General features: G+C 44.3%; 38 protein-coding genes and 1 pseudogene. 32 read left to right on the top strand and 7 right to left on the bottom strand.

The annotated features are described in order from the left end of the window. Positions 1-7 precede the first annotated feature (7 nt). The 3 genes from asnS (at position 8) to nth (ending at position 2,612) form a co-directional block, all read left to right on the top strand. Complete coding sequence (gene asnS, locus K6T22_RS10180) at positions 8-1,297, top strand: asparagine--tRNA ligase (RefSeq protein ID WP_238240098.1); 1,290 nt, start codon at positions 8-10, stop codon at positions 1,295-1,297. A 75-nt stretch (positions 1,298-1,372) separates the two neighbouring features. Next, positions 1,373-1,951, top strand: coding sequence for a DnaD domain-containing protein (locus tag K6T22_RS10175; protein ID WP_053453713.1), 579 nt, complete (start codon positions 1,373-1,375; stop codon positions 1,949-1,951). A 4-nt stretch (positions 1,952-1,955) separates the two neighbouring features. Continuing rightward, complete coding sequence (gene nth / locus K6T22_RS10170) at positions 1,956-2,612, top strand: endonuclease III (protein WP_238236914.1); 657 nt, start codon at positions 1,956-1,958, stop codon at positions 2,610-2,612. Positions 2,613-2,657: 45 nt separating this feature from the next. Here the strand turns inward: nth and K6T22_RS10165 are convergent, their stop codons facing one another. Next, entirely contained in the window at positions 2,658-3,548 is an 891-nt protein-coding gene (locus tag K6T22_RS10165; RefSeq protein ID WP_238236910.1) for a DUF3800 domain-containing protein, read from the bottom strand. Between the two features lie 47 nt (positions 3,549-3,595). Next, a complete protein-coding gene (locus tag K6T22_RS10160; protein ID WP_238236908.1) occupies positions 3,596-4,717 on the bottom strand; it encodes a tyrosine-type recombinase/integrase in 1,122 nt (373 codons plus the stop codon). Positions 4,718-4,960: 243 nt separating this feature from the next. Here K6T22_RS10160 and K6T22_RS10155 point away from each other — a divergent pair, with 243 nt between their 5' ends. From K6T22_RS10155 to K6T22_RS10145, 3 genes are all read left to right on the top strand, one after another. After that, positions 4,961-5,314: a helix-turn-helix domain-containing protein gene (locus K6T22_RS10155; protein WP_238236906.1), complete on the top strand. Its 354-nt coding sequence runs from the start codon at positions 4,961-4,963 to the stop codon at positions 5,312-5,314. 11 nt (positions 5,315-5,325) lie between these two features. Further along, entirely contained in the window at positions 5,326-5,847 is a 522-nt protein-coding gene (locus K6T22_RS10150) for an ImmA/IrrE family metallo-endopeptidase (RefSeq protein ID WP_238236905.1), read from the top strand. A 181-nt stretch (positions 5,848-6,028) separates the two neighbouring features. Next, entirely contained in the window at positions 6,029-6,187 is a 159-nt protein-coding gene (locus K6T22_RS10145; protein WP_238236904.1) for a hypothetical protein, read from the top strand. An 86-nt stretch (positions 6,188-6,273) separates the two neighbouring features. Here the strand turns inward: K6T22_RS10145 and K6T22_RS10140 are convergent, their stop codons facing one another. From K6T22_RS10140 to K6T22_RS10130, 3 genes and pseudogenes are all read right to left on the bottom strand, one after another. Then, positions 6,274-7,170, bottom strand: a complete 897-nt coding sequence (locus K6T22_RS10140; RefSeq protein WP_238236901.1) for a hypothetical protein — start codon at positions 7,168-7,170, stop codon at positions 6,274-6,276. A gap of 22 nt (positions 7,171-7,192) precedes the next feature. Then, positions 7,193-7,309 (bottom strand): annotated as a pseudogene (locus tag K6T22_RS10135) (excalibur calcium-binding domain-containing protein); the annotation flags it as partial. 68 nt (positions 7,310-7,377) lie between these two features. Beyond that, complete coding sequence (locus K6T22_RS10130) at positions 7,378-8,310, bottom strand: hypothetical protein (protein ID WP_238236900.1); 933 nt, start codon at positions 8,308-8,310, stop codon at positions 7,378-7,380. 36 nt (positions 8,311-8,346) lie between these two features. Here K6T22_RS10130 and K6T22_RS10125 point away from each other — a divergent pair, with 36 nt between their 5' ends. Further along, positions 8,347-8,544: a hypothetical protein gene (locus tag K6T22_RS10125; RefSeq protein ID WP_238236898.1), complete on the top strand. Its 198-nt coding sequence runs from the start codon at positions 8,347-8,349 to the stop codon at positions 8,542-8,544. A gap of 57 nt (positions 8,545-8,601) precedes the next feature. Here the strand turns inward: K6T22_RS10125 and K6T22_RS10120 are convergent, their stop codons facing one another. After that, positions 8,602-9,249, bottom strand: coding sequence for a hypothetical protein (locus K6T22_RS10120; protein WP_238236896.1), 648 nt, complete (start codon positions 9,247-9,249; stop codon positions 8,602-8,604). 332 nt (positions 9,250-9,581) lie between these two features. On the opposite strand from K6T22_RS10120, the gene K6T22_RS10115 reads away from it, so the two are divergent. After that, complete coding sequence (locus tag K6T22_RS10115; protein WP_238236894.1) at positions 9,582-9,752, top strand: hypothetical protein; 171 nt, start codon at positions 9,582-9,584, stop codon at positions 9,750-9,752. A gap of 8 nt (positions 9,753-9,760) precedes the next feature. Here K6T22_RS10115 and K6T22_RS10110 read toward each other — a convergent pair whose 3' ends face one another. Continuing rightward, complete coding sequence (locus tag K6T22_RS10110; RefSeq protein ID WP_238236892.1) at positions 9,761-10,153, bottom strand: helix-turn-helix domain-containing protein; 393 nt, start codon at positions 10,151-10,153, stop codon at positions 9,761-9,763. A gap of 141 nt (positions 10,154-10,294) precedes the next feature. On the opposite strand from K6T22_RS10110, the gene K6T22_RS10105 reads away from it, so the two are divergent. The 24 genes from K6T22_RS10105 (at position 10,295) to K6T22_RS09990 (ending at position 24,803) form a co-directional block, all read left to right on the top strand. Beyond that, positions 10,295-10,528 carry a helix-turn-helix domain-containing protein gene (locus K6T22_RS10105; RefSeq protein WP_238236891.1) on the top strand — a complete coding sequence of 78 codons (234 nt, stop codon included), beginning with the start codon at positions 10,295-10,297 and terminating at the stop codon, positions 10,526-10,528. Positions 10,529-10,597: 69 nt separating this feature from the next. Next, entirely contained in the window at positions 10,598-11,275 is a 678-nt protein-coding gene (locus tag K6T22_RS10100; RefSeq protein WP_238236890.1) for a BRO family protein, read from the top strand. A 20-nt stretch (positions 11,276-11,295) separates the two neighbouring features. Then, entirely contained in the window at positions 11,296-11,574 is a 279-nt protein-coding gene (locus K6T22_RS10095) for a helix-turn-helix domain-containing protein (RefSeq protein WP_238236889.1), read from the top strand. Position 11,575: 1 nt separating this feature from the next. Continuing rightward, positions 11,576-11,872, top strand: coding sequence for a hypothetical protein (locus tag K6T22_RS10090; RefSeq protein WP_238236888.1), 297 nt, complete (start codon positions 11,576-11,578; stop codon positions 11,870-11,872). A gap of 102 nt (positions 11,873-11,974) precedes the next feature. Further along, positions 11,975-12,124 carry a hypothetical protein gene (locus K6T22_RS10085; protein WP_238236887.1) on the top strand — a complete coding sequence of 50 codons (150 nt, stop codon included), beginning with the start codon at positions 11,975-11,977 and terminating at the stop codon, positions 12,122-12,124. A 55-nt stretch (positions 12,125-12,179) separates the two neighbouring features. Beyond that, on the top strand, positions 12,180-12,500 hold the full coding sequence (locus tag K6T22_RS10080) for a hypothetical protein (RefSeq protein WP_238236886.1): 321 nt from the start codon (positions 12,180-12,182) through the stop codon (positions 12,498-12,500). 25 nt (positions 12,501-12,525) lie between these two features. Then, positions 12,526-13,527 (top strand): DnaD domain protein, encoded by a 1,002-nt coding sequence (locus tag K6T22_RS17310; RefSeq protein ID WP_283205679.1) that lies wholly within the window; start codon positions 12,526-12,528, stop codon positions 13,525-13,527. A gap of 26 nt (positions 13,528-13,553) precedes the next feature. After that, on the top strand, positions 13,554-13,784 hold the full coding sequence (locus K6T22_RS10070) for a hypothetical protein (protein ID WP_238236885.1): 231 nt from the start codon (positions 13,554-13,556) through the stop codon (positions 13,782-13,784). 51 nt (positions 13,785-13,835) lie between these two features. After that, positions 13,836-14,174 (top strand): hypothetical protein, encoded by a 339-nt coding sequence (locus K6T22_RS10065; protein WP_238236884.1) that lies wholly within the window; start codon positions 13,836-13,838, stop codon positions 14,172-14,174. A 38-nt stretch (positions 14,175-14,212) separates the two neighbouring features. Then, positions 14,213-14,665 (top strand): hypothetical protein, encoded by a 453-nt coding sequence (locus K6T22_RS10060; protein ID WP_214855640.1) that lies wholly within the window; start codon positions 14,213-14,215, stop codon positions 14,663-14,665. Between the two features lie 101 nt (positions 14,666-14,766). After that, positions 14,767-15,330 carry a Holliday junction resolvase RecU gene (locus K6T22_RS10055; protein ID WP_238236883.1) on the top strand — a complete coding sequence of 188 codons (564 nt, stop codon included), beginning with the start codon at positions 14,767-14,769 and terminating at the stop codon, positions 15,328-15,330. A 62-nt stretch (positions 15,331-15,392) separates the two neighbouring features. Beyond that, on the top strand, positions 15,393-15,701 hold the full coding sequence (locus K6T22_RS10050; protein ID WP_238236881.1) for a hypothetical protein: 309 nt from the start codon (positions 15,393-15,395) through the stop codon (positions 15,699-15,701). Next, entirely contained in the window at positions 15,698-15,934 is a 237-nt protein-coding gene (locus K6T22_RS10045; protein WP_238236880.1) for a hypothetical protein, read from the top strand. Before K6T22_RS10050 ends, K6T22_RS10045 begins: the two co-directional genes overlap by 4 nt. 46 nt (positions 15,935-15,980) lie before the next feature. Further along, positions 15,981-16,292, top strand: a complete 312-nt coding sequence (locus tag K6T22_RS10040; RefSeq protein WP_238236878.1) for a phage antirepressor KilAC domain-containing protein — start codon at positions 15,981-15,983, stop codon at positions 16,290-16,292. Positions 16,293-16,307: 15 nt separating this feature from the next. Then, the gene (locus tag K6T22_RS10035; protein WP_238236877.1) at positions 16,308-16,757 is read left to right on the top strand and encodes a replication terminator protein; all 450 of its coding nucleotides are present in this window, start codon (positions 16,308-16,310) and stop codon (positions 16,755-16,757) included. A 78-nt stretch (positions 16,758-16,835) separates the two neighbouring features. Further along, on the top strand, positions 16,836-17,549 hold the full coding sequence (locus K6T22_RS10030) for a hypothetical protein (RefSeq protein WP_238236876.1): 714 nt from the start codon (positions 16,836-16,838) through the stop codon (positions 17,547-17,549). Positions 17,550-17,626: 77 nt separating this feature from the next. Further along, positions 17,627-17,962, top strand: coding sequence for a hypothetical protein (locus K6T22_RS10025; RefSeq protein WP_238236867.1), 336 nt, complete (start codon positions 17,627-17,629; stop codon positions 17,960-17,962). After that, complete coding sequence (locus K6T22_RS10020) at positions 17,940-18,380, top strand: helix-turn-helix domain-containing protein (RefSeq protein WP_238236866.1); 441 nt, start codon at positions 17,940-17,942, stop codon at positions 18,378-18,380. The genes K6T22_RS10025 and K6T22_RS10020 overlap by 23 nt, the downstream gene beginning before the upstream one ends. A 274-nt stretch (positions 18,381-18,654) precedes the next feature. Next, a complete protein-coding gene (locus K6T22_RS10015) occupies positions 18,655-19,164 on the top strand; it encodes a Panacea domain-containing protein (RefSeq protein ID WP_238236863.1) in 510 nt (169 codons plus the stop codon). After that, positions 19,164-20,207 (top strand): hypothetical protein, encoded by a 1,044-nt coding sequence (locus tag K6T22_RS10010; protein ID WP_238236861.1) that lies wholly within the window; start codon positions 19,164-19,166, stop codon positions 20,205-20,207. Before K6T22_RS10015 ends, K6T22_RS10010 begins: the two co-directional genes overlap by 1 nt. Positions 20,208-20,695: 488 nt before the next feature. Beyond that, positions 20,696-21,133 (top strand): hypothetical protein, encoded by a 438-nt coding sequence (locus K6T22_RS10005; RefSeq protein ID WP_238236859.1) that lies wholly within the window; start codon positions 20,696-20,698, stop codon positions 21,131-21,133. A gap of 611 nt (positions 21,134-21,744) precedes the next feature. Next, positions 21,745-22,038 (top strand): hypothetical protein, encoded by a 294-nt coding sequence (locus K6T22_RS10000; protein ID WP_238236850.1) that lies wholly within the window; start codon positions 21,745-21,747, stop codon positions 22,036-22,038. A gap of 400 nt (positions 22,039-22,438) precedes the next feature. Next, positions 22,439-23,035, top strand: coding sequence for a hypothetical protein (locus tag K6T22_RS09995; RefSeq protein ID WP_238236848.1), 597 nt, complete (start codon positions 22,439-22,441; stop codon positions 23,033-23,035). After that, a complete protein-coding gene (locus K6T22_RS09990; protein WP_238236847.1) occupies positions 23,013-24,803 on the top strand; it encodes a phage terminase large subunit family protein in 1,791 nt (596 codons plus the stop codon). Before K6T22_RS09995 ends, K6T22_RS09990 begins: the two co-directional genes overlap by 23 nt. Positions 24,804-24,805 lie beyond the last annotated feature (2 nt).

Here is a 24,805-nt window from a genome sequence, read left to right as displayed (position 1 = left end):
GAAAGCAATGATTCGGGATGTAAGCAAACATGTAGGAGAAGAAGTGACGATTGGGTGTTGGTTAGCGAACAAACGCTCAAGCGGTAAAATTGCTTTTCTCCAACTACGGGATGGCTCTGGTTTCATGCAAGGGGTCGTCGTCAAAGAAACGGTCGGCGAAGACTTATTCAAACAAGCGAAAGGCTTAACGCAAGAATCATCACTTTGGGTGACAGGTGTCATCAAATCAGATGGTGGTCGGACAGCAATCGGTCATGAAATGGAAATTTCAAAGATTGAACTTATCCATGAAGCAGTTGATTATCCGATTACACCAAAAGCACACGGTACAGACTTCTTGATGGATAACCGCCACCTCTGGTTGCGTTCGAAACGTCAGCACGCTGTCATGGTCGTCCGAAATGAATTGATTCGGGCGACGTACGAATTCTTCAACCAAGAAGGATTCATCAAAGTTGACCCACCAATCTTAACTGGTAGTGCACCAGAAGGAACGACAGAATTGTTCCACACGAAATATTTCGATGAAGATGCCTACCTGTCACAATCAGGTCAGCTCTACATGGAAGCGGCAGCAATGGCACTTGGGAAAGTCTTCTCGTTCGGACCGACGTTCCGTGCTGAAAAATCAAAGACACGCCGTCACTTGATCGAATTCTGGATGATGGAGCCTGAGATGGCGTTCCACGACCATGAGATGAACCTCGAGGTTCAGGAAAACTACGTCTCGCATCTCGTTCAATCGGCATTAAAAAACTGTCGTGCTGAACTCGAGTTGCTTGGTCGTGACTTGACGGTCCTTGAAAACATCAACGCACCGTTCCCGCGCGTCAAGTACACGGAAGCGATCGATATGCTCAAAAAGCAAGGATTCGACGATATCGAATTCGGAGACGATTTCGGAGCACCACACGAGACTGCAATCGCGAACAGCTTTGCACGTCCTGTCTTCATCACGCACTGGCCAAAAGCAATTAAACCGTTCTACATGAAAGAAGATCCGGAAAACCCTGATTTCGTTCTATGTGATGATTTGATTGCCCCTGAAGGCTACGGGGAAATCGTCGGAGGATCGCAACGTGAAGAAGATCATGAGAAACTCCTCGCTGAGATGAAGAAACATGGTCTTGATGAAACGGGTGCTTATAAGTGGTATCTCGAAACACGCCAATACGGTTCTGTTCCACACAGTGGCTTCGGTCTTGGTTTAGAGCGGACAGTCGCTTGGATTACAGGTGTCGAGCACGTTCGGGAAACGATTCCGTTCCCACGTTTGCTGAACCGCCTCTATCCTTAAGCCGTAAGGAAAAACATCGACCCATCGTCTCGACGGGTCGATTTCTTGTTTAGACTAGAGAATCGAGGAAATACAATGAATCATAATTTAGTGCAATTATTCGAGGAAGGAACGGTCGTCTTACCGAAGCGATTGTTCACGGAGGCAAAACGGTTAGGTATTAGTTTTGTCGAATTCACGTTAATTGGTCAACTTTTCGCTTGTCGGGCAGAAGGGATGGAAATGCCCTCTCCGGAAGAGTTAAGTAATCGTCTCGGATTATCTGAGACAGAAACCATTGAGACGACACTCGGCCTGTTACAAAAAGGGCTGCTTGCGATGGAGAACGTCAGTGGATCAGAACGCTATTCGCTCGTACCGCTTTATGAAAAGTTAATGGCACCGCCAGAACAGGAAGCCCCGAACTTTGATACGATCAATCCGTCTGTCTTCCAACAATTCGAGCGAGAACTCGGAATGATGTCACCGTTCCAAATGGAGCAGATCATCCAGTGGTTGACGATCGAGAATATTTCGGAAGAGCTCGTGCTTGCTGCACTTCGAGAAGCGGTCTATCATAACGTTCGCAAGATGACTTATATCAATCAAATTTTACGGACATGGGAACGCGAAGGCATCAAGACACTTGAGGATCTTGCCGGGCGAGGAGGCTGAGTAGATGTTACGAAAGGCTGAAATCGATCGGATTGAAGCGACGTTAGAAGAGATGTTTCCAGATGCATTTTGTGAGTTGATTCACCGCAATCCGTTTGAACTCGTCGTCGCCGTTGCACTGAGTGCACAAGCGACCGACGTACTTGTCAATCAGGTGACGCCTGGATTATTTGCAGCTTATCCGGATCCACCTTCGCTTGCTGCGGCACCGGTCGAGGAGATCGAAGATAAAATTAAACGTCTTGGTTTGTACCGGAATAAAGCGAAAAACATCAAGGCACTTGCGGCACAATTACTCGAACGACACGATGGTGAAGTTCCGACAGAGCGAGCGGGGCTAGAGGCATTGCCTGGTGTTGGACGTAAGACGGCGAACGTCGTTTTGTCTGTCGCTTTTGATGTCCCGGCATTTGCTGTCGACACGCATGTTGAACGTGTTTCAAAACGCCTCGGGATCTGTCGCTGGAAAGATAACGTCACACAGGTCGAAGCGACCTTGATGCGTCGTTTCAAGCGGGAGCGTTGGTCGAAACTGCATCATCAGTTCATCTTTTTTGGACGGTATCACTGTAAGGCACAACGTCCGAACTGTGAAGCATGCCCGTTACTCGACATGTGTCGAGAAGGAAAAAAACGAACAAAAGGACTAGCCACACCATAAAAAAAAACAGTGGATCCGAGACCGGATTCACTGTTTTTTTGCATATCATCCATTCCAAGGTGTATCAGACCACTCACGACGCTTTTTCGTGATCGGTACCTTCTTGAAACCCCAGTTTCGGAAATCTTGGTCTGGGCTATCGCGGCGAATATAAATTTTATCTTTGATGGCCTTAAAAATCCGGTTTTCGTCCCCATAATGGACAAACCGTGGTTTTACCTCGATGACACCTCGACGAACGCGGGATAAAGGTAAGCAGACCAAATCGGCAATCTCAAGACCGGATTGGTAGAGGTCGCTGTCTTTTTCAGCAAAGATGAAGCCCTTGATTTTTTGACGACTTTTTTCGACGTCGAGATGGACCGTTCCAGAATTGAAGATGTCGAAGAACGCCTTTTGAATCAGCAAGTTTTGATAATCATCACGACTCTCAAGGACGACTCGGGCACTCGTTGCTTCTGTCTCATCGAGGAACGAATAAAATGATTTCATCAAATGAGCGAAAGCGACGACATACGGATCCTTTGGAGTCGAGAAAAAGTCTTGTAGCTTCTGTTTATCGACTTCGACGCTGACGATCGTACAATCGATATCAACTAAAAATTCCGGCAAGGCAATCCAAAAGTGACGCAACATATCAATCGTGATGCCGTCTTCCTTACCGTAAGGATGCTCCGCTTTTAAGATTTCTTTGAGATGAAGCGGAATATGTGGATCTTCAAAGACCTTTGCCTTGAAATCCATCAAGCGTTTGCGAAGCGGACTTGGTTCACCTGTCTCATCCGAATCAATGGCATATTTATATTCCATCAAGACGCCCGTTAAGTTGAATTGTGTATTCCCCTTGGGCGTCCCAGTTTCGTCGACGAACATGACATATTTTTTAGGAACAGTGTTGTTAACCTTCGGAAACCCTTTTGTATCAACGTATTTCACGTTTTTTGTTTCTCTCTTATTCAATCAAATCTCCTCCGATTGCACAATTATTGCACACTTTTTTTGAAAACGAGCATTTCGGCAGCCTCATGATGCAACTTTACACTGACATGGCTGTATAAATCCATCGTTATCGTATAACTCGCATGACCGAGTCTTTCTTGCACAACTTTCGGATGCACACCCTGCTCGAGCAGTAGGGTGGCATGGGTGTGACGCAGATCGTGGATCCGGATCCGTGGAACACCGGCGAGCTCCGTCAACCAGTTGAAGGAACGATGCACGATGGTCGCGCTGAACGGTCTTCCGAGCGTATTCAGGCAGACATAGTCTTCATCATTCCGATAACCTTTGCTTAATTGATGCGATGCTTGGACTCGTTTCATGCTCTTCAGATAATCGACTGCAGCATCGCTGAGTACGATGAGACGAGAGAGACCGTTTTTAGGCGCTTTCTCGTTTTGGTGAGCTGAGCGGTTATGATCGGAGACGGAACGCTTCACGAGTACCTTACGTTCCTCAAAATCGATATCCGACCATCGCAAGGTGATAGCTTCACCAATCCGCATCCCAGTATGCAGAATCAAGATGATCGGAAGGGCGCGGAGTTCTTTTTCGTGTGTCTCGATAAAGAGCTCGCATTCCTCCTGGCTCCATACCTGATGATTCTTGACAGCGCGACGACGGTCTTGTGCAAGTCCGGCACTTGGATCTTCCTTCAGGTACTCCATCTCGACGGCATACCGGAAGAAGGCGCGGACTTGTTGTAGCATCGTATTATAACTGTTTGCGTTCCAGTCCCGCAACTCCGCATATTTCATCATTACGTCCGCCAGATGGTGTGTCCGGACATTTTCGAGCAGCATCTTACCGAGTTCCTTCTCGAGCAGTCCGGAAATCTTACGACGGTTGTAGAGTGTTGCTTTTGCAAGTTGAGGAGCACGACGTTCGTAATAGACCGCAATCAGATCTGCTACCTTCATTTTCGTTTTTCGTCGTTTGATGGATCCATCCTCGCGTTCCTTGAGTAGGTTGGCCATCCAATACTCTAGTTCTCGCTTCGTATCCGCGCGTTTAAATCGCTGGATTCGCTTTCCTCGCTCATCAAAGCCGAGGCTGACCCTCGTTTCCCATTTACCTGTAGTGGGGTTCTTTTTTATATTCGTCATATAGCTTCCCCTTCCTGCACGACAAATACTGTTCTCATTCTTCATCTTATCAAAATTATCCATATAGTTCGTAAGAATTTCATTTATCAGTAATCGTTTAGTGTGATAAGACGAAAAAAAGATTAAATACCGAAAAAAATTATACAAAACAGTTGAATTGTTTTCGTTTATTGTGTAATATAAGGATTGTAATAACACCGAGGGGATCGGATGAAGAGGTTGAATTGAGAGGGAGGGGTAACATTGATAACTCCGTTTGGTAAATTCTGCAGAAAAATTAGAATTGACCACAATGAAATTTTAAAAGACATGTCTACAAAATTGGGAGTTACGCTTTCTTATCTATCTGCAGTAGAAAATGGAAAACGTGCAATTCCAGAAGACTGGGTCGGTAGAATAACCGAATTGTATAACCTTAATGAGGATGAAAGATTTTTACTTCAGGAAAGTGTTTATGAAACAGAGGGGCTAATAAAGTTCAAAACCGAAGAAATTGGCGAGAATAATCAACAAGTTTTAATGGCGTTGGCCAGAAAACAAAGTGACATTAGTCCAAATGAATTAAAGGAGATTTTAAATATATTCGATAGAAAGTAAGGTGATGCCTAGTGAGTCAGCCGCATTTTGTAGCAAGCCCCATGTCAAGAAAACAAATCAGAGCGTTTGCGTTGTTCATTCGAAATCTTTTCAACGTTCCGGATGATGAAAACATAGACATATTTCGACTGATCGAGTACGGTCTACCTGAAATATTCAAAGATTTTTCATTAAGAATAATTCCTAAGGATAAAATGTATGAATACGCATTTTTTCTTCCAGAAAAAAATGAGCTATGGATTCGAGAAGATGTTTATGAGGCTGCACTAAATGGAAATCCAAGACACAGATTTACGCTGGCTCACGAAATAGGGCATGTATTTTTACATCAAAATATCAAGCGCTTGGCTAGAGGAGAGTTCGCCGTGTCCATTCCTGCATACAAAGATCCTGAATGGCAGGCGAACGAATTCGCTGGTGAACTACTAGCTCCCGCGCACTTGATTGGGACGCTTTCGCAAAATGAAATCATGCTTAGATTCAATTTATCAAGTGAAGCAGCGAAGCATCGATACAATAATTCAAAGAAATGAGGAGAAGATGAATGGAAACGAAAAAAAGCCCTTGTAGAGGGCCGACGAAGAAGTGATACATCATTTTGTTTGCTGCATCATTATCTTGTACATACTTTGCCGAGTCGTGTACAAATTTATGATAACAAAATATTCGGCCCTTCTACAAGTACTAACTTGTTGAAGAAGGGAAATGATATAAATGGCTAAATTGTATTACAGTGAAAAACACGGATGTTACGGGGTGTTCCGTCCTTGGCGGATTAACCCAAAAACTCAGCAAAAAATGTGGGCGAAGACCTACGGATATAAAGCATGGTTCATCCCAGTGGATGAACTTGAAAACGAAACGGAAGATTGATCAACAGCTTGATGGATGAGGGTGCAGCCCCTTTTCGATCAAGCTTTTTTTGTACAAAAAAGCACCCTGGATGGGTGCTTTGGTATTTAAAAATGGCTTAAAGCTAGATCATGAATAACACTTATCAAATAATTACAGTCAGCTTGTATCATTTGACCTCTACTAGAATGTGAAGCTAAATTTCTTATATCGTAAGCTACACAAATACGTTGATGTTCTTTGCGGTTAATCAATGCATTTTGCTTCAACGTATTTGCTAATACTTTTATGACTGTAGAATCACTATCTTTAAGTTTTACATTGTTATTCTTAAGAATCTTAATACATAAAGTTTCTAGGGACACTCCTAATGTGGCAGTACTTGCTAAGTACAATGAATTATCATACGCGGCAATGGCTTCATTGAGTTGATATTCAAAATCTTCGTCAGCTACTTTTTCAATTACTTCACCTAAATCTAGTAATGAATAAGAATATTTTGCTGCATTTTTTGCATAATAACTTGCCTGATGATTAACATGTTGATGGAAAGCTTGAAGTTCTGATCTGATTAACAAATCTATGTCAGATTCTATTCTTGGAATTAAGTACTCCTCATTGTCCACGTAAAAAGGCAAGAGGGGGATGTTGTATAAAATATCTTCCTCACTGATGCCAAACTGTTGAGTGATAGCCGAAGTAACAAATTGAGAACCATATTTAAAGTTATAGTGAGTATCGATAAGATTTTGTGGATAAACTAATTCTTCTATAGAATTTCCCTCGTTAGGTAAATATATAAAAAATAAATCTCTAGAAAGACTAGGGAAATATTCGATTGTATTCACAACTACTCCTTTAATATTTGAGGAGTCACGCATACGAAAAGGTGTTGGATCTACAGAATATACCGATACATAATTACTACTTAAAAGTTCATCGTATGTTTTTGTTACTGCATCATATACTCGTGTCTTAATATGATCAATAGAATAGTCACTCATAAAAAAACCTCCAATGAATTAATCAATTCTGCTCACACGCAAAATTATCTTTATCTCGATCCATCTTATCTTGGTAAGCAGGGTGGTCACTCGGAACCCCATCTGGGTATACAGTTCTAAGATTCGTACAGTTCGCAAAATCTGTTTCAACAGCTTCGGCAGCGGCTTCTTCTTCCTCTTGAGCGATGCGTTCTTGCTCGGCTTTCTTTATTTCAAAGTTCTAAAGATGACAATTGGTTTAAAGATTTGATCGCCGTTAGTAGTTTTAGTGACAAATGGAAGGAAAGTTTGATCAAGGAATTGTGAAAGCCCGGTTAGTATTGATTTGGGATCATCTAATGCATCTTCTTTAATTAGAATTTTATTACTCGATGTTTTAATTCCGAGTACACTAAATTTCGGCTTCATACCAAAGTCATTTATAATTGATTTCATAGTGTAGCGCATCCATTGTTCTTCAAGATTTCCTTGTTTGTTATTCCTTCTAATTGCATATGGAGTAGGGAATGTTGAATTCATGATTTTAAGTACAGCTCTAGCTTGGGGTGCGAATTGTTTAATTATATCAGCTGATTCATCATCCAATCCTGATAGTAAATCCGTAGCCATTAATTCTGAATAGGCTTCTAACTTTTCAGTTAATGTATCTGAGTAGTCCAATAGTTCCCATTCAACGTCAGATGCTAAAAAATAATCGCTTTTGTTACCACCATTATCAATTTGCTGTCTAATAGACTCAATGAATAGATTGATCGCATAGTCATGCATTGCTACTTGAATAGCATGTCCAGTATAAATATTTGAGTTGTCTCCTCTTTCAAGTCCTTCAATTGTGACTGTGACATCGCCGTTGCTCTTTTCATCACCACCTACACCTAATTTTGAACCGAGGGCTCCTAATTCTAATGTAGGGTTACTTTTTTTAAAGGCATTTCCTTTTGCATTGACTAACGAACTACTTCTATCCTCGTACTTGCTTTTTGTGTTAGAATTTGTTTGAAAAGAAGAAAGGTGAAGTCCCTGACCGCTTTGTGCTAAAAAGGAATTGATAAAATCCATGTCTGCGTAAAGATAATGTTGCATTGATAGATGCTGATCTTGACGATTTTTGGATTGAAGTTGTTTGTCCGATTTTGACATGATTTCCTCCAATTTATTTCGAAAAGGGTGAAATAAATGAAATTGTTGAAACGTTACAAAAAGGAAAAGAAAGCTTTTGAACAACATAGTAAAAAAGTTGATAAAGCTTATGATGATTTTCAATCAGCAGCTCAAGACCGATTTAATCAGCGAGCGAATGAAAAATCAGATGACCTTCCGAATAACGTTTCTCAAAGTCCTTGGTTCGATGCTCTTCGTAACGGTAAATTTTAAATAAACTTTGTAAGACGTTGCTGACAGCAACGTCTTTTTGTTTCTGGAAGTTAAATTTTATTTTGTAGGAATCTCAACTGTATAGCGTTCTGCTAGAGAGGTGAAGTTAGCATCGCTTGGACCTTCAGCAATAAATTTAACATTAGTAATTTTTTTCGGATCAGATTCTGCTAGAAAAATAATGTTCCCAGACTTCTTTACCTTACCAATAAATTCTCCGCCGATATCATCAGATAAAACAATCGCTGCGTCAATTTGTTCAGCAGTGTTTGTTGTGAGTTTTGCTTGATTCGGATAGAAATTTACAGAATCACCGCTTGTGTTCTCAACATCAGCTTCTAGAACGATTAAAGTGACTTCATCTTTATCCTCGAACATCTTTTTGTAACCTTCATTAATTTTTAGGCGAGAAGTCTGGACCTTATTGATTTTGAAATTAATTGGTCCAAGTTTGGTGCTGATACCCAGCTTCTTGTTCGTGAATTGAACAGTCTTTTCGCCGATTTCACTTTTTTCGACTTTATTCGCTTCCTTCGTCTCGGCAGGATCCGTTTTTTTGTCCTCCGACTTTACTGAACTTGTGTCAGTTTTTTCATCTGCTTTGACAGTCGTTTTATCTTCTTTTGTTGTGACAGAAGATTCTTCTCCACATCCAGAAAGCAATAATGCTGCAGTGATAGATGTTCCAATTACTAAGTGTTTCATAATAGTTCCTCCCTTTCTAGTCATCCGTATAATATTACCAATGTTTGGATGTTTAAGAAGGTATATTTTTAACAAAAAGACAATTATATAAAATTATCGTATGACACAATTCGACAGAAAGATTCTGTTGAAACAGAAAAACGTTCGACAAATATCTGTACCAGTAATGATTTATAGTTTTGAAAAACAGATTTATAATGCTGATTGAAATGTCATAAATTGTCGAATTATTACGATTGTAAAGAACAGGATGATACTTGAAAATAAGATTTGCATAAGGCATACTAATTATATTAATAAGAACACAGGTTCGTAACGGGAGGGCGCTACGTTTGATTGAGCGACAAATGAAAGAGATGACGTTAGTAATGCATGGTATCCGAACAGAGGTTACTGCATTTTGGAATGAAGAACAAAACAAGTACCTAGTTTTCCCGAATAAAGACATCGAAGAAATAATTAAATTTAAAAAATATGCAAAAAATCCCCAACGGTCAAGATGACGTTGGGGTTATTTTTCTTCAATTTTTGCTAATTTGTATTGCTCATCCATATATTTAATAATATTTTCTAGGCGTTCTTGGGGAAGTTCTTTTAATTTGTCCTCACTGAAAAATGTACCGATAAATTCATATTTTTTTAATGCGTCTCTTAAATATTCATCATGCGTCGATTGAGGATCTTCGACAAGACCAAGCAAATAGTCAGTAGACACGTTGAAGAGTTCAGCCATCATAATTATCATTTCTGGGTCTGGTTGCTTTTTCCCGTTCTCAATTCTAGACATTGTACTTGTGTTCGTTTTTAAATGCCGAGCCATCTCGTCTTGTTGCATCCCGCGCTTTATTCTACATTCTCTAAGTCGCTCACTCCGGAATCGCCTTTCCATCATCATCAACTCCATATCATCCCCACCTTAAAGTTTATACTTTTTCTAAAACAGAAAAAATAAAATTTCTAAAAAAGCAATAATAGTTCTTTACAATTGCTGAATTAGCAATTATTATTAGGTTGTAGACATGCTAAAACAGAAAGGAGATAGACGATGATGACGATTTCAGAGCAACCGAGAATTGATCCTTCCTTATTGAAGAAAGCAAGGGAAGATAAAAAAATGATGCTAAGAGAAGTTTCAGAAAAGCTTGGATTTAAAAGCGAATCCATGTTGTCGAAGCGGGAAAATGGCATTTACAAATTCTCTATCGAAGAGTTGTTCTTCTTAGCAAAATTGTATGATCAGCCAATAGAAAATTTTTTTATTGATAACTTGCTAAAATAGCAATTAAGGGTTGTGTATTATAAATACCCGATTTCTAAAACTGAAAATCACAACAGGGGGTTATCGTCGATGAAACAACTTACAAAAGTATTTGAAGGCAAGGAAATTAGATTGATTGAGGAAAATGGAGCGCCACTTTTCGTAGCGACTGATGTGGCGATGATTCTTGGTTATCAAAAACCAAACAACGCAATTAATCGTCATTGCAAGGGTGTTGCCCTAAAACGGGGTATCACCGACTCGCTTAATCGAATTCAAGAGGTACGTGTCATTCGAGAATCAGATGTGTATCGCTTGGTCATCAACTCTAAGTTACCTGCAGCGCAAGACTTTGAAAACTGGATCATGGAAGACGTTCTTCCTTCCATCCGAAGCACTGGATCATACGAGATGCCAAAAGGTATCCCATTCGCTGAATTGTTTGCCTCGACGGCGCAGATGCTTTTGAAGCAACAAGAGACAGAGGTCGCGATTACGACACTCAACGATAAGATTGATCAACGCATGACGCTGGACTACGGTCAACAACTTGCGATCGAGAGTGCGAAGAAATCACGTGCGGAAGCCCTGTGGGATGAAATCTCGCAAACGAACTCAGAACTCTACCCGTCGAAGGCGAAGGTGTACGGTCGCTTCGGAAGTGACATCAAGCGTGCATTCGCTGTCGCGTCTTACCGGGATATCAAACAGAGCCAGTTCGAAGAAGCACTTGCCTATGTCAAATCATGGCGACCATCGCTTGTCTGAATTATGGAGGAGGGAACGACATGCTCTTCAATGAGATCGAGTTTAAACGCATGATCGCTGAAGGTGTCGCTGAATCTTTGGCGGCAATCATCAAGCAACGTGAATATTTAACAGTTCCGGAAGTATGCAGTGAACTTCGCTGTAGCCGAAGCACGATTGATAAGCAAATCCGTGAGAACGGTTTACCGATCACTCGTGTTGATGGAAAGATCATCATCCGCCGAGAGCATTTATACGAGTGGCTAGATAAGCGGGTCGAATGCAATGACTGGAATAGAACAATCGAAAGGGTGAACTGACTTGTCACTTTATAAAAATCTTGATGTGTTAGCGAACACGCTAGTGGAACGATTCCACGAAAACCCAACGCTTCAACCATTGATCAACGTCGAGGACGCTGTATCGAGCATCGTGGCTTATGTAACCCGTGAGATGGTCGGAGAAGCCGAACCGGACGCGATGATCTACTTTGACCGGATGGTCGAAGAAAATCCTGTCTTCATCATCGACGCCGTCAATAAAAAACACGTGCTCCATATCATGCCGGGTACGCACCAGATGCACGCATTGCGAATGGATCTGTTTCTCCTGAAATGAATGCTTATCTGATTTACGGTGTGGCATGGTTTGCCTGCACCATCGCATTCGGTGGTTGGTGGTGGGACGAACGGAAGAGTAGACGGGAAAGGAGGTGAGGAAATGTCACCGGAACTGACGTACATGCTTTCAGTCGCTTGGGTGATCGGCGTCGTGTTCTTGACCCCGATGATGTGGTACGAGCATAAAGCAGAACGTGCTGACGACAAACGGCAGGAAATGAAAAAATGCCATCACTCGAAAGAGCGATGACACACTTAGACCTAGGAATTTAAGTGTATCACGCCTTCGACGAAGGAGGAAGACCATGCGCACGAAAGAACGATTGATCAAATTGAAACAACTGCTGTCTCTCCGGAAGGAAAACGAACCGGTGCAGGCAGTGCAGCAAGAACTGAACATCATCGATAACACGTCGACTGTGATCCAGAAACGTCTCGATGACCTGGAATATGTCCTCGGGGAATACTCGCCCTATCAGGCGATGCTGGACGTCATCAGGCACGACCTTAGACGAATCGAACAGTCATCGACGCACATCAAGATCATACATCAGATTCCGAAGACGGACCGACTGGATCCACCACTCGTCCGTCGCGTGGAACACATCATCGTACCGAACAACTGATTTTTGAAAGACTGGGGTGAGTTACATGTCCATCATGCGAATACAGAAAAAAGATAACTATGTCGTCATCGACAAGACGCTCTTGAACAACAGAGAGCTCAGTTGGAAAGCGAAAGGGCTGCATAGTTACCTGATGTCCTTACCAGATGACTGGAGAGTCCAAGAAACGGATCTCGTCAAACGTTCCAAAGATGGCAAGGAAAGTACACGATCGGCAATCAAGGAATTGACTGAGGCAGGGTACATCAAACGAGTTGCGGTGCGAGAAAAGGGCAAGTTCAAGTCTTGGGAATTCGTCGTCTACGAGGTTCCGACGTTCGACGATGAACCAGCAGAACAATCTGAAGAGATTGACTCTCCCGAAGGAGAAGAATCGAATCGGGTGGATCCACCTGAACAGCAGCAACCTGATGCACCAGAATCGGAAAACCCGAAAGTGGTTCCACCAGAATCGGGAAAACCAGAACTGGAAAAACCAGAAGTGGGAAAACCAGATCTGGATAACCCGCCACTACTAAGTAATAAAGGTACTAAAGAACCAAAAGAACTAAAAAAAGAAGTAGTAGTAGACGCGGGCGCGAAGCAGGACGCAACGACGGAACTGATTGAGTTCTACAAGCAAAACATCGAACCCCTTGCTCCACCGTTCACGATTGAAAAGATCCTCGATGACATCGAAAGCTACGGCGTCGAGTTGGTTCGGTTCGCCATCGAGACAGCGACACTGTCGAACGTCCGAAAGTATTCTTACATCGCCGGCATCCTCACGACTTGGGAGCAAGCAGGGATCAAGACGGTCGAACAGGCACGTCATCAGGCGAACGAGTTCAGGGAACGACAAAGGACTCGGGGCAACAAACGACAAGGTGGCTCATCTGGCATGAAAGCACCATCATGGCTCGAAGGCGAGAAGAAAAAACAGCAAGAGCATGAAGCGAAGCAAAAAGCAGAAGCCGCAGCCACGGTACCCGACGAAGAAGAACTCAACGCCATCTTGCAAGACTTGAAGGGAATGGAGCAGCGATGAAGACTCACAAACCGGAGGGAACGCACATGGACATCTTCGACGCGATGAAAGGCATCACGATCGGTGTCTTGAAATGGGCACAACTCGAACTGCCGGACGGTACGATCCGGATGGAACTCGATGCAGAAGGCACATTGACGAAACGTGTCCGTCATCACGGGGATGATCGATTCTACAAGGCAGCATTCCAAGGACTCTCTCAATCGGAGTACGAGGCGAACTGGACGGTCGAACCGCAATCCAGTAGCAAAAAATGATGGACTCTTGAAAAGATGGCAACGAAGTCAAACGAACTGGGGAGGCACGACATGAATAGCACGGGACAGACGAAACTGTCGAACGCATCACCTTCGCACAGTAAGACCTACGTGTTCAAGCGGCGAGAACAGGAGCAAGAAACGCTCGTCCTAATATCGAATCAGATTCGCCGCTTCACGACACGAGCCGGACAGATCGTCCGAATCGAGGAAGATGTGAAACCGATCAGCGCGGCATATTCGATCCTGTCCAATCTTTCGGGATGGACCTACGACGGTATGTTGCTCGAGACACACGACGTCATCCTACAACTCCGGGCGGAGGGTTTGCTTCGAGACTCGGCGCATGCATCACTTCGGTCACACATGAAAGTCGGTGACGGCCGTTAACTACACCACTGCTGGGCATCAGCAAGAAGGAGCGCAGAATGGAACCACTAGTCACGCATAAACTCACCAAAGTGCAACGGGCTGCGGCTGAAACGAAGTTGAGACACTACTTCTCGCTCCCGGCACGCATCTCATCCTTGCAACTGCAGTCGGAAACATCGATCACGGCAGGCTATCAGGCGAGTGAAGTCCAACGCAATAGCCGCCCGACCTCAAACGTCGAGAAGGCGGTCATGGTCCTCGATCAAATCCGATTGGCGGAAGCCGAGTATCGGCTGCTCGTCGGAATCCGGACGGAACTCGAGGAAATCGCACCGGAACTGATCGACATCTGGGACTTACGGTACCGACCACGTCTCCGGCATACGGACCTCGTCGTCATGTCGAGTCTCTGCTACGGCAACCGGAACGCCTACTACAAGGCGAAGGACAAACTACTCGGCATCATCGCGGATCGGTTCAACCTCTGGAACGACGCACATGATCATTGACGTCGAAACTTATCTCTGGCGTAAGGTCGTCCTCGGTGAATCCAAGGAACGCGCTCAAGAACTAGCTGATCTGTCATATCTCTATCCGCAGGAAGGAATGCATGCATCTGACACACGTGAATTACAAGAACCGCGGCAAACGCTTCGAGACGATGCTCGACAACACGATCCGGACGTATGCCTTACAAAAACGAGCGCACTTCCGCAAGACGTTCCCAGAAGTGAAACTCCTACTCGGTCCTAAGGGGCAGGTACGGAAATACTGGTTCGAGCGATCAGGTGGACTCGATTACATCGGACTGTACGCCAACCGCTTCATCAGCTTCGATGCCAAGTCGACGCAAAGCAAGACCTCATTCCCACTCGCGAACGTCGAGGTACATCAATTCGACGAACTGCGACGGGTGCAAGACTACGGAGGCATCAGCTTCTTGTTGATCCATTTCGAAACACTCAACGAGACATATTACCTGTTTGCCAACGACGCCTTGGACTGGGCGAATCAGACCGAACGGAAGTCGATTCCCTACGAGTGGTTCAAAAATCACACGTCACGTGTCCTACAAGGTCGTCACGTCCTTTTAGACTACTTAGCCATCATCGACCTACGCAACGAGCAGGAACAGGCGTTCGATGCGCAAGAATCGACAGGCAAAGTCAAGTGAGCACGGGTCAGTCAGCAGAACGACGAAAACGAACAAATTCATCATGAAACGGGGAAACACACATGATCACAGCAGAGAAGATGCTTCGACGGGGGCGGCTATACGTCGAAGACACGTATTTAGAACTCGGGGTAAGCGGTACGGTCGGACAACGCATGATCCTCGTCGAGGCGATGGCGTTACTCGATCGGGCACTGGAAACGAAACGGACAGAGAGCGAGTATTTGCAGCAGTTCGAATCCGCGATTGAACGTCTCGAACAACTCCTGAATGACATGCATGGCATCCGGTTCAACAAGGATCGCACGTTCACGTTGCAGCTGGTCACTACCTTACGTCAGATTTCAAGCGGTGAAGAGGTGAGTGCATGAAACAGGGACGATACAAGGCGTGGACGGTCGTCGAGCTGGTCGCACTCTCGCATCTCATCAAATCGGGGAAGGCAGCAGGCGGTGCGTTGTTCGACCATGCGGCGCGATACGATCGCTCCCACGCCAGCGTCCGCTCCATGAGCCACAAGTTGCACAAGACCGGCACGTGGCAGCACTGGATCAAGGTCAACACGCAACCGAGTCCACCTATGACGCTGAACACGCCAACCTAATATTTCGACTACCGTACTTTTAATCCCAAAAGGAAGGGTACCACTCATGAAGATGCCAAAGGACCTACAACTCGAACACATCATGTCGAGCGGAAAGACGATGACGACGACAGCCGTCGCCCGGGAATACGGGATGACCGCTCGAAAGCTGAACCAGCTACTCGAGACAGCCGGCATCCAGCGCAAGGTCGATCGGAACTGGGAACTTTGTACCGCGCATCAACAACGCGGACTCGTCACGATCAATGAGTTTCCCTTCATGCATTCGAACGGTCAACTGGATGCGACCGTCACGATGAAATGGACTCAGATCGGACGACTCCTGATCCATGACATCATCCACAACCAATTAAACTAATCGGAGGTAATCATCATGTCACAACCTAAAATCAACCTGAATGAGTTCGCGAACGGCGCACTCGCTGAACGTGTCAACATCGCCATGAACGAGGTCTACGCGAACATTGCGGACCAGAACACGGATCCAACGAAGAAACGCAAGGTCGTCATCACGATGGTCTTATCGGCAGATGAAGAACGCGACCTCGCGATGGTCGACATCGAAGTCAAGACGGCGTTGACACCAGCACGATCGGTCGGCTCGAAAATCATCATCGATACGAATGCTGCAGGTCAGGTCGTTGGCCAAGAACTCAAGTCGGGTTCACCTGGACAGATGATGATCTCGCCAGACGGTGAAATCGTCAACGATATCGGAACACCGATCGATATGGTCGAACAAGCGCATGATTTACCGGATGCCGAGCTGGTTCATGACGGGAACGTCATCGACTTCCGCGCACCATCATCCGCACAGCAGTAATGCCTGCACTCACGATTCGAACGACGGATTCACCCGACGCATCAACCAACCAAATCCAACACAAAGGGAGATACAAACATGTCATTACTCAAAGACGCTTTCAACTGGATCAAGGATCACGGTCAATTCCAAACTACACTGGTACACGGTCGCACGGTTTCCGACCGTGACCTCCACGCCATCACTGCACCGACAGCAAGCGCGTTGAAAGTTCATACACTGACGGCACTCGTTGAATACATTAAAAGTGAGTTCGACACGAGCGAAGGTCTACTGATCCACATCAAGGATCCAGAGACGGTCACGGTCATGAACAAGCTCAACGATGATATGAACCGCAGCCACTTCATTCAAGCCCACGCTTACGTCCCATCATTCCGATACGATTCGTACTATGACACGGAAGATTTCAACATCAAACTACAATCGATCTTCGTTCCGAACCGCGATCAGGAAATCATCCTGAAAATCGTCGGCACGATGAAAGAAGATAATGTCCGGACAATCGGAGATGACGGTATCTCGCAAGCGGTCACGGTGAAAACAGGTGTCGCAACTGTCGGGGATGCCAAGGTCATCAACCCTGTCACGCTCGCTCCATACCGGACATTCATCGAAGTCGCGCAACCAGAGAGTAAATTCGTTCTCCGGATGCAGTCCGGACCGAGAGTCGCCTTGTTCGAAGCAGACGGTGGCGCCTGGAAAAATGAAGCCATCAAGAACATCGAACGGTACCTCGCAGAAGAATTAAGTGACGTACTCGATGCGGAGAAAGTCACAATCATCGCCTAAATCATCTACCAACCGAACATGCCAGGCGAACGTCCTGGCTGTTCTTCATTACAACGTTCAGAAAGTGGGATTGAATCATGTTATCGCAATGGCTACTCATCATCACACTCGTCTTCCTATTCGGCTTACTTCTGATCGGCTTGATCAAAGGACTGATCGAAGAGAAGAAGCAACGGAAAGCGAAGAAGGACGCAGCAAACGACCGCGTGTTCGGAGAGACGTTCACACGACTCCGCGAAGAGACGGAAGCGAAGCGGACGGAAATCAAGCAGACGTTCCGGGCACAACCACCGATTACGACACGCACGACATCCACGAGAGAAACACTCTACTGCCCTCCGATACACACGGAGGATTACACCACTAACCATTCACAGGGGGATTCAAGCGATGGGTCATACTCAGCTGATTGATCACATTTCGCACAATACAGCGATTCAACGGTTAGACAAGCGACCAGAACCAGCAATGCCAGAAGGAACGAAGCGCTACTTCCATCATCCGTTCGGCATGGCGTATCGGATCAACAATGAATGGGTACCGTGTCCGGGATATGGAGGGGATACGGTCATCCCGCAGCCACCAGAAGATCGCGAACGAATGCCTGCAACAGAGTGGCGTCCGAAGAAACCAGAGACCGTTCCAATCATCGCGCACAAAGTACCTAGACCTTCTCGAGAAGAACTGGAACGCTTCGTCGTGAAACATGGCATGTCGTTAGCAGAGATCGGTCGTCGGAAACACTGCAGCGCGACAACGGTCCATAACTGGTTCAAACAATACAAGCTTGAGACACCTGCGGAACGGCGGAAGTATTTAAAGGAGAATTAATAACTTTCTAGAAGATAGTATATAGAATAATTTATTGACGTTTTTTAAAGGGAAAGTAATTGTTTTCAATCATGAATACAATTACTTTCCTTTTAGTTTTAGACCGATTTACAAGGGAATTAATAAAGTAACCACTTAAAATATATGATTGAAATAGTTTCGAAATATTAATGTAAGGTTTTACTAGATTGCATTCCGTTTGTTAAACAAAAAGTATATTATTAACTACGAGGGATATTTCGAGATTAGAGGGAAGTAAGAGGGGGTAACATGCATGAATTCAATTGATGTTGCTAATTACATTGTCACAAAACAAATCGAAAACGGGAATTTAACGAATACGATTTCACTGCAAAAAATCATATACTTGGTAAATGCTAAGTTTATGCAGGAAAAAGATGAATCGGTTCCTTTATTCGATGATCAACTTCAGAAGTGGAAATATGGTCCGGTATCACCTGAGGTATACCATGAGTACAAGCTGTTCGGAGCGATGGATATTTCAATGTTACCAACATCTCAATTTTTCTATTGGGAAAAAGAAGATTTTGTTAGAGAATTAACTGAGAATAAAGGTATATCTAGTGAGTTATTGGACGAATGGATTGATGAATTTACTGATGCAGAAAGATTTGATTTAGTTGATCTTACTCATGAACACAATTGTTGGAAGGTTGACTCAGATAAAATAAAAAATGGTGAACAAAATATTCCTTATGACTATAATGAAATTTTTCAAGAAATGAAAAGTAATCCTGACTTGTTTTTCAAAGGTACAAACTAATGGCCCACTATATTGATGAACTACTAGGATTTATTGAAAAAGCTGCTCAAGCAGTTGATGGAGTTGATAGAGATGCAGAATCAGAAAATATCATCCATCAACTATTAGAAGCTCCTATTGATTTAAGTAAGCCTATGTTGGCTATTGCTACTACTAATTTTATATCTACAAAAGATCCATCATTCGAAGCGGATATTTCCGCAATATTAAAAGCTTGCAAGGATGACTTAATTGCTAGAGATAATATTGAGCTAGATGATATAACAATTAAAAAAATACAAAATGCATTGCTAATTTTAGAGGAAATTAGAATGCATTTTGATTTGGTTTCAATCCAAAGAATAATGATGAATGGCATTTCAAACCAGGTTATGGAAGGTGTGAAACCCATTGTAAGACATAGTAAGGATTTGATGAGAGTATTTGAACAAAAATCCGATGAGCTAATTGAAAAACAAAGATTACTTGATGAAAGTCAGACAAAGTTACAAGAAAAACAAGATGCTATTGAAAAAAAACAAAAAGATAATCAAAGAGATTTTGTCGCTGTTTTAGGTATGTTTACAACTATAATCTTTGCTGCATTTGGAGGTTTGCAGTTGTTAGCAGAAGTTTTTAAGGGACTTAACAAAACCCCGTTAGATGTAGCTTTAATTCATGGTTCGTTTGTGTTCATATCGTTAATATTAATCCTTTCTCTACTTTTCAGTGGTTTATCGAGAATGTCAAATCTCCCAATAAGAAGCTGTTCCTGTAGCGAGAATGATAAAAATTGTACTTGTTCATTTGCCGCCAAACATCCAACTGTCTTTTTTAGTATTTTATTAGTTGTTACGGTAACTTCATTTGCGGTTATTGATAAGTATTTTGAATTTAGAAATCTTCTTGCAAATGGAGTAACTGATGATGGCGTGAACTGGGGTAATTTTTCCATAATGATTCAAATATCTATGCTTTGTTTAATACCTTCAGCAATTTTAATAATTGTAAACTTTATACATAAATTTATGATTATTGGATACAATAAATTTACTAATAAATGATTTTTATTTTTTCTGATACTCTTTTGATACAATATTGATACAAAAAACGCTAAATAAGTGATGTTCTTTCCATGTAGACGAAGCGGGTGCGACGACGGTTGCATTGTTCTACAGGACATAAGCATTACTCATAATGCAGGCGCCTTGTAACGAACAGGGCGTTTTTTTGTATGCAGAAGTATCCGGGTGAGTTGAAGACCTCCTCGATTATTATAATGACAGTTCCTTGCGGTCCCCAAGATGCCTGCAGCTGTCGTTCTTATCCGGGTATTTGTACATAAAGAGGAGCGAGACATATGAAACACAAGCAATTCAAAGTCTGCTGGGAGGTAGACAAGAATTGAAAAACAAACAAATGATAGTCTTTAAGAGAATCTCGAAATGATTGTATATTGTTTTTAAGATAACATGTTATTAGGGAAAATAAGGGTGTGGTGATACAATATTTAGGACGGTCTAGCCGATCTTGAAAAATGGAGTTGATTTAAATGGATAAGGAATGGAGAAAAACAGTAGCTCAAAATATCGAGATGAATATATTTTTGAAATCTACTACGTCATTTGATAGCTTAAGCAAGTATGTACGAGAAGAGCTTGAAGAATTACGAGAGGATTTACAGGACCTCTCAAATGATTCGGGTACGCTCATATTGCGGGAAATCAATAATGAGACCGTGGAATATTTACTTCCATTAGTGAACGGTCAAGAAAAAGGATTCCAAGTTCATTTTAATGAGGGGGGCGGAATCATTGCATTTAGAAGCGTTGATAGTTCCCGTGGAACTAGAGTAATACCTATTGCGTCAATTGAGCCAACATACAGTGGAGCTAGGTTCTACGAGCTCGACAATCAAGGTGAGGTAGTCGATGAAGAAACGATTCTTCCGGATAGTATTGACCGTGCAATACGTTTTACTTTGTTTTAATAAAGAGCACCCTGCAGGGTGCTCTTTTTATTTTCCTAAACAATAAACGATTCCTATTATAAAAACGTCTGAATACCAACCGAAGCAAGATGTACTGTCGCACGAACTAAGTTTTTCATCGCTCTTTATGTATGAAGTTTTTAAAAAGGCTGAGAACAAAAGGTATATCAAAGGCGGAAGTAATAAAGCAACTCCTAGTGGAAGGACTACTCTATATCAAACTTATACACGTGACGTCACAATTGGGCATAGAGGAAAGGCTTATTTAGAAAAGCATTCGTGAATACATACTTTAATTTGTTGATACACTTTTAATACTCTTTTGATACAGTGTTGATACGATTCCTTGACGGATTGGTGCTATGCTAAGTACGTGGAATGAAGCGGGCGTGACTGAGGTTGCGTTGTTCTACGATAGAGCTACTACCATAAATGATTGAACGAAACGCCCTGAAACGGACAGGGCGTTTTTTGGTACCCGTAATTATCCTGGCGAGAAGAGGTCCCTGTCTCATCCGTGTAGCATACCTGTAGTCTTACCCCAGTCCCACTCGTTTGCTACATGCTCGCTCGGATAGTTATGTGTACCAACCCAACAGGAGGTGAGCGATATGCAGGAACAAAGAGATATCAATAATGTATTCAAACGTTTCGCCGAAGCATTCAAGGAAGCGTGGGGACGTATCAAGCGAGTGCTTCACTGGATCTTAGAAGGGTTACGCAAGCGAGCGCAAGTGATGAAGACATCATCCATGCGACGCACCGTCGATGCGAAGTGGGAGCAGACATGGAAGAAGTCACGCATGATGCATCCACATGCGACGCTCATCGCGATGAAGAAGAGAGATCGAGCACATCAAGACCGACGCATGATGAAGCGAGCACGTTCGACGCTCAAGTCGTGACCGGTTAGTCCCTTGCTAATGGCGCATGATGGATTAAACACATTCAATCAGGTCTGGCGGCCGAACCATCATACACGGATCAGTATCATGCGCCTCTAGCAGGGGACTCTCCCTGCATCATGCATTCCAACCTCTGGGAAGACGCCTTAGGGCGTCTTTTTGTATGTTGCAAAGCGATCGTGACGGACGTGGACCGCTTTCATGATTGCTTTGGAGCATATAGACAGAAAGAAACGTCACGTTTAGCCAGTAAGGGGGTGCTTTGGGTCCTCCGACGGTATAAAAAGGCTTACGGGTGCATACGAGCCCGAAAACGCGCTAGTTTCATTCTGAAAAAGGTCGTTTCGCTTTCGCATTTGAAATCTTGGGAAATAATTTATAGAGAGTGGGTGAACCGTTGGTGCGTAAGGAATCAGACAATCAGGCGTCTGTCGTCACGACAGCGCAAATAAGCGAAATTCTCGACGTATCGACGCGTCGAATTCAGCAATTAGCGAAAGAGGGTGTCCTCGTTCGCGTTTCGCATGGCAATTTTGACTTGAAAGCTTCCATCAAATCGTACATTGATTTTCGTGTTTCAAGGGAACAGGAAGACGGTGAACTCGATAAAACGACTGAAGAAGCGTTGTGGACACGAGCGAGACGACAGAAAACGGAGCTTGAATTACAGATCATGCGCGGTGATTTGCACCGTTCGGAGGATGTAAAACGGGTCATGAACGACATGATCGGAGCATTTCGGGCAAGAATCTTGTCGATTCCGTCTAAATTCGCACCGCAATTGGTCGGAAAGACGGAAATTCCGCCAATCAAAGCGATTTTGAAGAATGCAGCATTCGAAGCACTCGAGGAACTGACGGAATATGATCCGGTGGCATTTTACGATATGAGTAAGGATAAATTGCTCCTCGATGATGACGAGGAGACCGAATCGAAGATAGAAGACATTGAATCGGATGGAGAGTCGGTGCCTCGTGGCCGCCAAACGAAGAAGTAAGAATACGGAAGCGTTGTTTCGTGACATCATACGTGGCACGCTACCGCCTCCACCGGACCTTACCGTTTCTGAATGGGCGGACGCCTATCGCAAGCTGTCATCGGAATCCTCGGCAGAACCCGGACAATGGCGGACGGATCGGGCACCGTATCAACGTGCCATCATGGATGCCGTCAATGATCCGGAACTTGAGAAGATCGTCATCATGTCGAGTGCGCAGGTCGGAAAAACAGAATTGATCCTGAATACACTCGGCTACCATATCGACTTCGATCCGGCACCGATCATGATCATGCAGCCGACGGTCGCACTCGCACAAAGTTTCTCGAAAGAACGACTGGCGCCGATGATTCGGGATACGCCAGCCATCAAAAATAAAGTCTCGGACGCAAAGAGTCGTGACAGTGGAAACACCACGTTGCAGAAATCGTTTCCGGGTGGCTACGTCGCGATGGTCGGAGCCAATGCACCAAGTGGACTGGCGTCTCGTCCGATTCGAATCCTATTAGCCGATGAGATTGACCGGTTCCCTGTCTCAGCAGGGACAGAAGGTGACCCGTTATCGCTAGCAGAGAAACGGACGAACAACTTCTACAACCGGAAAAAGATTTTCGTATCGACGCCGACTAACAAAGGGAGTTCACGAATCGAGGTCGAGTACGAACTGAGTACGAAAGAACGATGGAATCTAGCGTGTCCATCTTGCGGAGAGTTCCAACCGTTGAAATGGGCACAGATCATCTTCGATTCACATTCGGCTGCGTGCGAACATTGCGGAGCGGTCCACAATGAATATGAATGGAAATCGCAACCCGGTAAATGGGTGCAAGAGAACCCCGGCGCACGTAGCCGGGGTTTTCATTTGAACGAGCTCGTTTCCCCGTGGAAGAAATGGCAAGAAATCATCGCTGAATTCCTTGAAGCGAAGAAAAAAGGACAGGAAGCGATGAAAGTATGGGTCAACACCTCACTCGGTGAGACATGGGAAGAAGAGGGCGAAGAAGTGGACGCGGATGGACTGGATGGACGACGTGAACGATACGTTGCGGAAGTACCGGAGGGCGTCAGCATCTTGACGGCAGCCGTCGATACGCAGGATGACCGGTTCGAGATCGAAGTCGTCGGTTGGGGACGTGGCAAAGAATCATGGGGCATCGAGTACCAAGTCATATATGGTGACTTGAACCAGCCGCAGATTTGGAACGATCTCGACGAATACCTCTCACGAACGTGGTCGAAGCAAGACGGACGTCGATTCGGGATTAGCTGTACCTGCATGGACTCCGGTGGTCACTTCACGCAAGAGGTCTATCGCTTCACGAAAGCTCGTGAAACCCGTCGGATCTATGCCATCAAAGGAAAATCAGCGAAGCCGGGGGATTACACACCACTCGTCGCAGGTTATTCCCGGACGAAGGTGGCGAAAGCCCTACTCGTCAGTCTTGGTGTTGATGACGGCAAGGCGCGGATCATGTCCAATCTACAACTCGAAGAAGCAGGACCGAACTATTGTCACTTCCCAGAAGGACGTGGATATGGAACGGAATACTTCAAAGGACTCACGGCAGAACGCCTCGAGACGCGGTACGAAAAAGGGATTCCATACAAGGTATGGCGTAAGGTCAGAAACCGAAACGAACCACTCGACGTTCGTGTCTACAATATTGCGGCATTAGAGATCCTGAACCCGAACTTGGAGAAAGAATATGCCGTCGGGACGGTCAAACGGAAGAAAAAACGACGGAAGTCGACGAGAGGAGTGACGTGATG

This window comes from Exiguobacterium acetylicum (assembly GCF_022170825.1).
GTDB classification, from domain to species: Bacteria; Bacillota; Bacilli; order Exiguobacteriales; family Exiguobacteriaceae; genus Exiguobacterium_A; species Exiguobacterium_A acetylicum_B.
The sequence above is the reverse complement of the archived record's forward strand: the minus strand, read 5'-3'. Positions and strand labels throughout refer to the sequence as shown.

What these genes read in the sequence shown, in the direction of transcription:
- K6T22_RS10105 (WP_238236891.1), top strand. Translation starts at nt 10,295, where the DNA reads ATGATGACGATTTCAGAGCAACCGAGAATTGATCCTTCCTTATTGAAG.
- K6T22_RS10040 (WP_238236878.1), top strand. Translation starts at nt 15,981, where the DNA reads ATGAAGATGCCAAAGGACCTACAACTCGAACACATCATGTCGAGCGGA.
- K6T22_RS10035 (WP_238236877.1), top strand. Translation starts at nt 16,308, where the DNA reads ATGTCACAACCTAAAATCAACCTGAATGAGTTCGCGAACGGCGCACTC.
- K6T22_RS10060 (WP_214855640.1), top strand. Translation starts at nt 14,213, where the DNA reads ATGGAACCACTAGTCACGCATAAACTCACCAAAGTGCAACGGGCTGCG.
- K6T22_RS10125 (WP_238236898.1), top strand. Translation starts at nt 8,347, where the DNA reads ATGAAATTGTTGAAACGTTACAAAAAGGAAAAGAAAGCTTTTGAACAA.
- K6T22_RS10120 (WP_238236896.1), bottom strand. Translation starts at nt 9,249, where the DNA reads ATGAAACACTTAGTAATTGGAACATCTATCACTGCAGCATTATTGCTT.
- K6T22_RS10145 (WP_238236904.1), top strand. Translation starts at nt 6,029, where the DNA reads ATGGCTAAATTGTATTACAGTGAAAAACACGGATGTTACGGGGTGTTC.
- K6T22_RS10055 (WP_238236883.1), top strand. Translation starts at nt 14,767, where the DNA reads ATGCATCTGACACACGTGAATTACAAGAACCGCGGCAAACGCTTCGAG.
- K6T22_RS10030 (WP_238236876.1), top strand. Translation starts at nt 16,836, where the DNA reads ATGTCATTACTCAAAGACGCTTTCAACTGGATCAAGGATCACGGTCAA.
- K6T22_RS10110 (WP_238236892.1), bottom strand. Translation starts at nt 10,153, where the DNA reads ATGGAGTTGATGATGATGGAAAGGCGATTCCGGAGTGAGCGACTTAGA.
- K6T22_RS10100 (WP_238236890.1), top strand. Translation starts at nt 10,598, where the DNA reads ATGAAACAACTTACAAAAGTATTTGAAGGCAAGGAAATTAGATTGATT.
- K6T22_RS10020 (WP_238236866.1), top strand. Translation starts at nt 17,940, where the DNA reads ATGGGTCATACTCAGCTGATTGATCACATTTCGCACAATACAGCGATT.
- K6T22_RS10010 (WP_238236861.1), top strand. Translation starts at nt 19,164, where the DNA reads ATGGCCCACTATATTGATGAACTACTAGGATTTATTGAAAAAGCTGCT.
- K6T22_RS10175 (WP_053453713.1), top strand. Translation starts at nt 1,373, where the DNA reads ATGAATCATAATTTAGTGCAATTATTCGAGGAAGGAACGGTCGTCTTA.
- K6T22_RS10095 (WP_238236889.1), top strand. Translation starts at nt 11,296, where the DNA reads ATGCTCTTCAATGAGATCGAGTTTAAACGCATGATCGCTGAAGGTGTC.
- K6T22_RS10015 (WP_238236863.1), top strand. Translation starts at nt 18,655, where the DNA reads ATGAATTCAATTGATGTTGCTAATTACATTGTCACAAAACAAATCGAA.
- K6T22_RS10070 (WP_238236885.1), top strand. Translation starts at nt 13,554, where the DNA reads ATGGACATCTTCGACGCGATGAAAGGCATCACGATCGGTGTCTTGAAA.
- K6T22_RS10050 (WP_238236881.1), top strand. Translation starts at nt 15,393, where the DNA reads ATGATCACAGCAGAGAAGATGCTTCGACGGGGGCGGCTATACGTCGAA.
- K6T22_RS10130 (WP_238236900.1), bottom strand. Translation starts at nt 8,310, where the DNA reads ATGTCAAAATCGGACAAACAACTTCAATCCAAAAATCGTCAAGATCAG.
- asnS (WP_238240098.1), top strand. Translation starts at nt 8, where the DNA reads ATGATTCGGGATGTAAGCAAACATGTAGGAGAAGAAGTGACGATTGGG.
- nth (WP_238236914.1), top strand. Translation starts at nt 1,956, where the DNA reads ATGTTACGAAAGGCTGAAATCGATCGGATTGAAGCGACGTTAGAAGAG.
- K6T22_RS10065 (WP_238236884.1), top strand. Translation starts at nt 13,836, where the DNA reads ATGAATAGCACGGGACAGACGAAACTGTCGAACGCATCACCTTCGCAC.
- K6T22_RS10080 (WP_238236886.1), top strand. Translation starts at nt 12,180, where the DNA reads ATGCGCACGAAAGAACGATTGATCAAATTGAAACAACTGCTGTCTCTC.
- K6T22_RS10140 (WP_238236901.1), bottom strand. Translation starts at nt 7,170, where the DNA reads ATGAGTGACTATTCTATTGATCATATTAAGACACGAGTATATGATGCA.
- K6T22_RS10045 (WP_238236880.1), top strand. Translation starts at nt 15,698, where the DNA reads ATGAAACAGGGACGATACAAGGCGTGGACGGTCGTCGAGCTGGTCGCA.
- K6T22_RS10085 (WP_238236887.1), top strand. Translation starts at nt 11,975, where the DNA reads ATGTCACCGGAACTGACGTACATGCTTTCAGTCGCTTGGGTGATCGGC.
- K6T22_RS10025 (WP_238236867.1), top strand. Translation starts at nt 17,627, where the DNA reads ATGTTATCGCAATGGCTACTCATCATCACACTCGTCTTCCTATTCGGC.
- K6T22_RS10000 (WP_238236850.1), top strand. Translation starts at nt 21,745, where the DNA reads ATGCAGGAACAAAGAGATATCAATAATGTATTCAAACGTTTCGCCGAA.
- K6T22_RS10160 (WP_238236908.1), bottom strand. Translation starts at nt 4,717, where the DNA reads ATGACGAATATAAAAAAGAACCCCACTACAGGTAAATGGGAAACGAGG.
- K6T22_RS17310 (WP_283205679.1), top strand. Translation starts at nt 12,526, where the DNA reads ATGTCCATCATGCGAATACAGAAAAAAGATAACTATGTCGTCATCGAC.
- K6T22_RS10005 (WP_238236859.1), top strand. Translation starts at nt 20,696, where the DNA reads ATGGATAAGGAATGGAGAAAAACAGTAGCTCAAAATATCGAGATGAAT.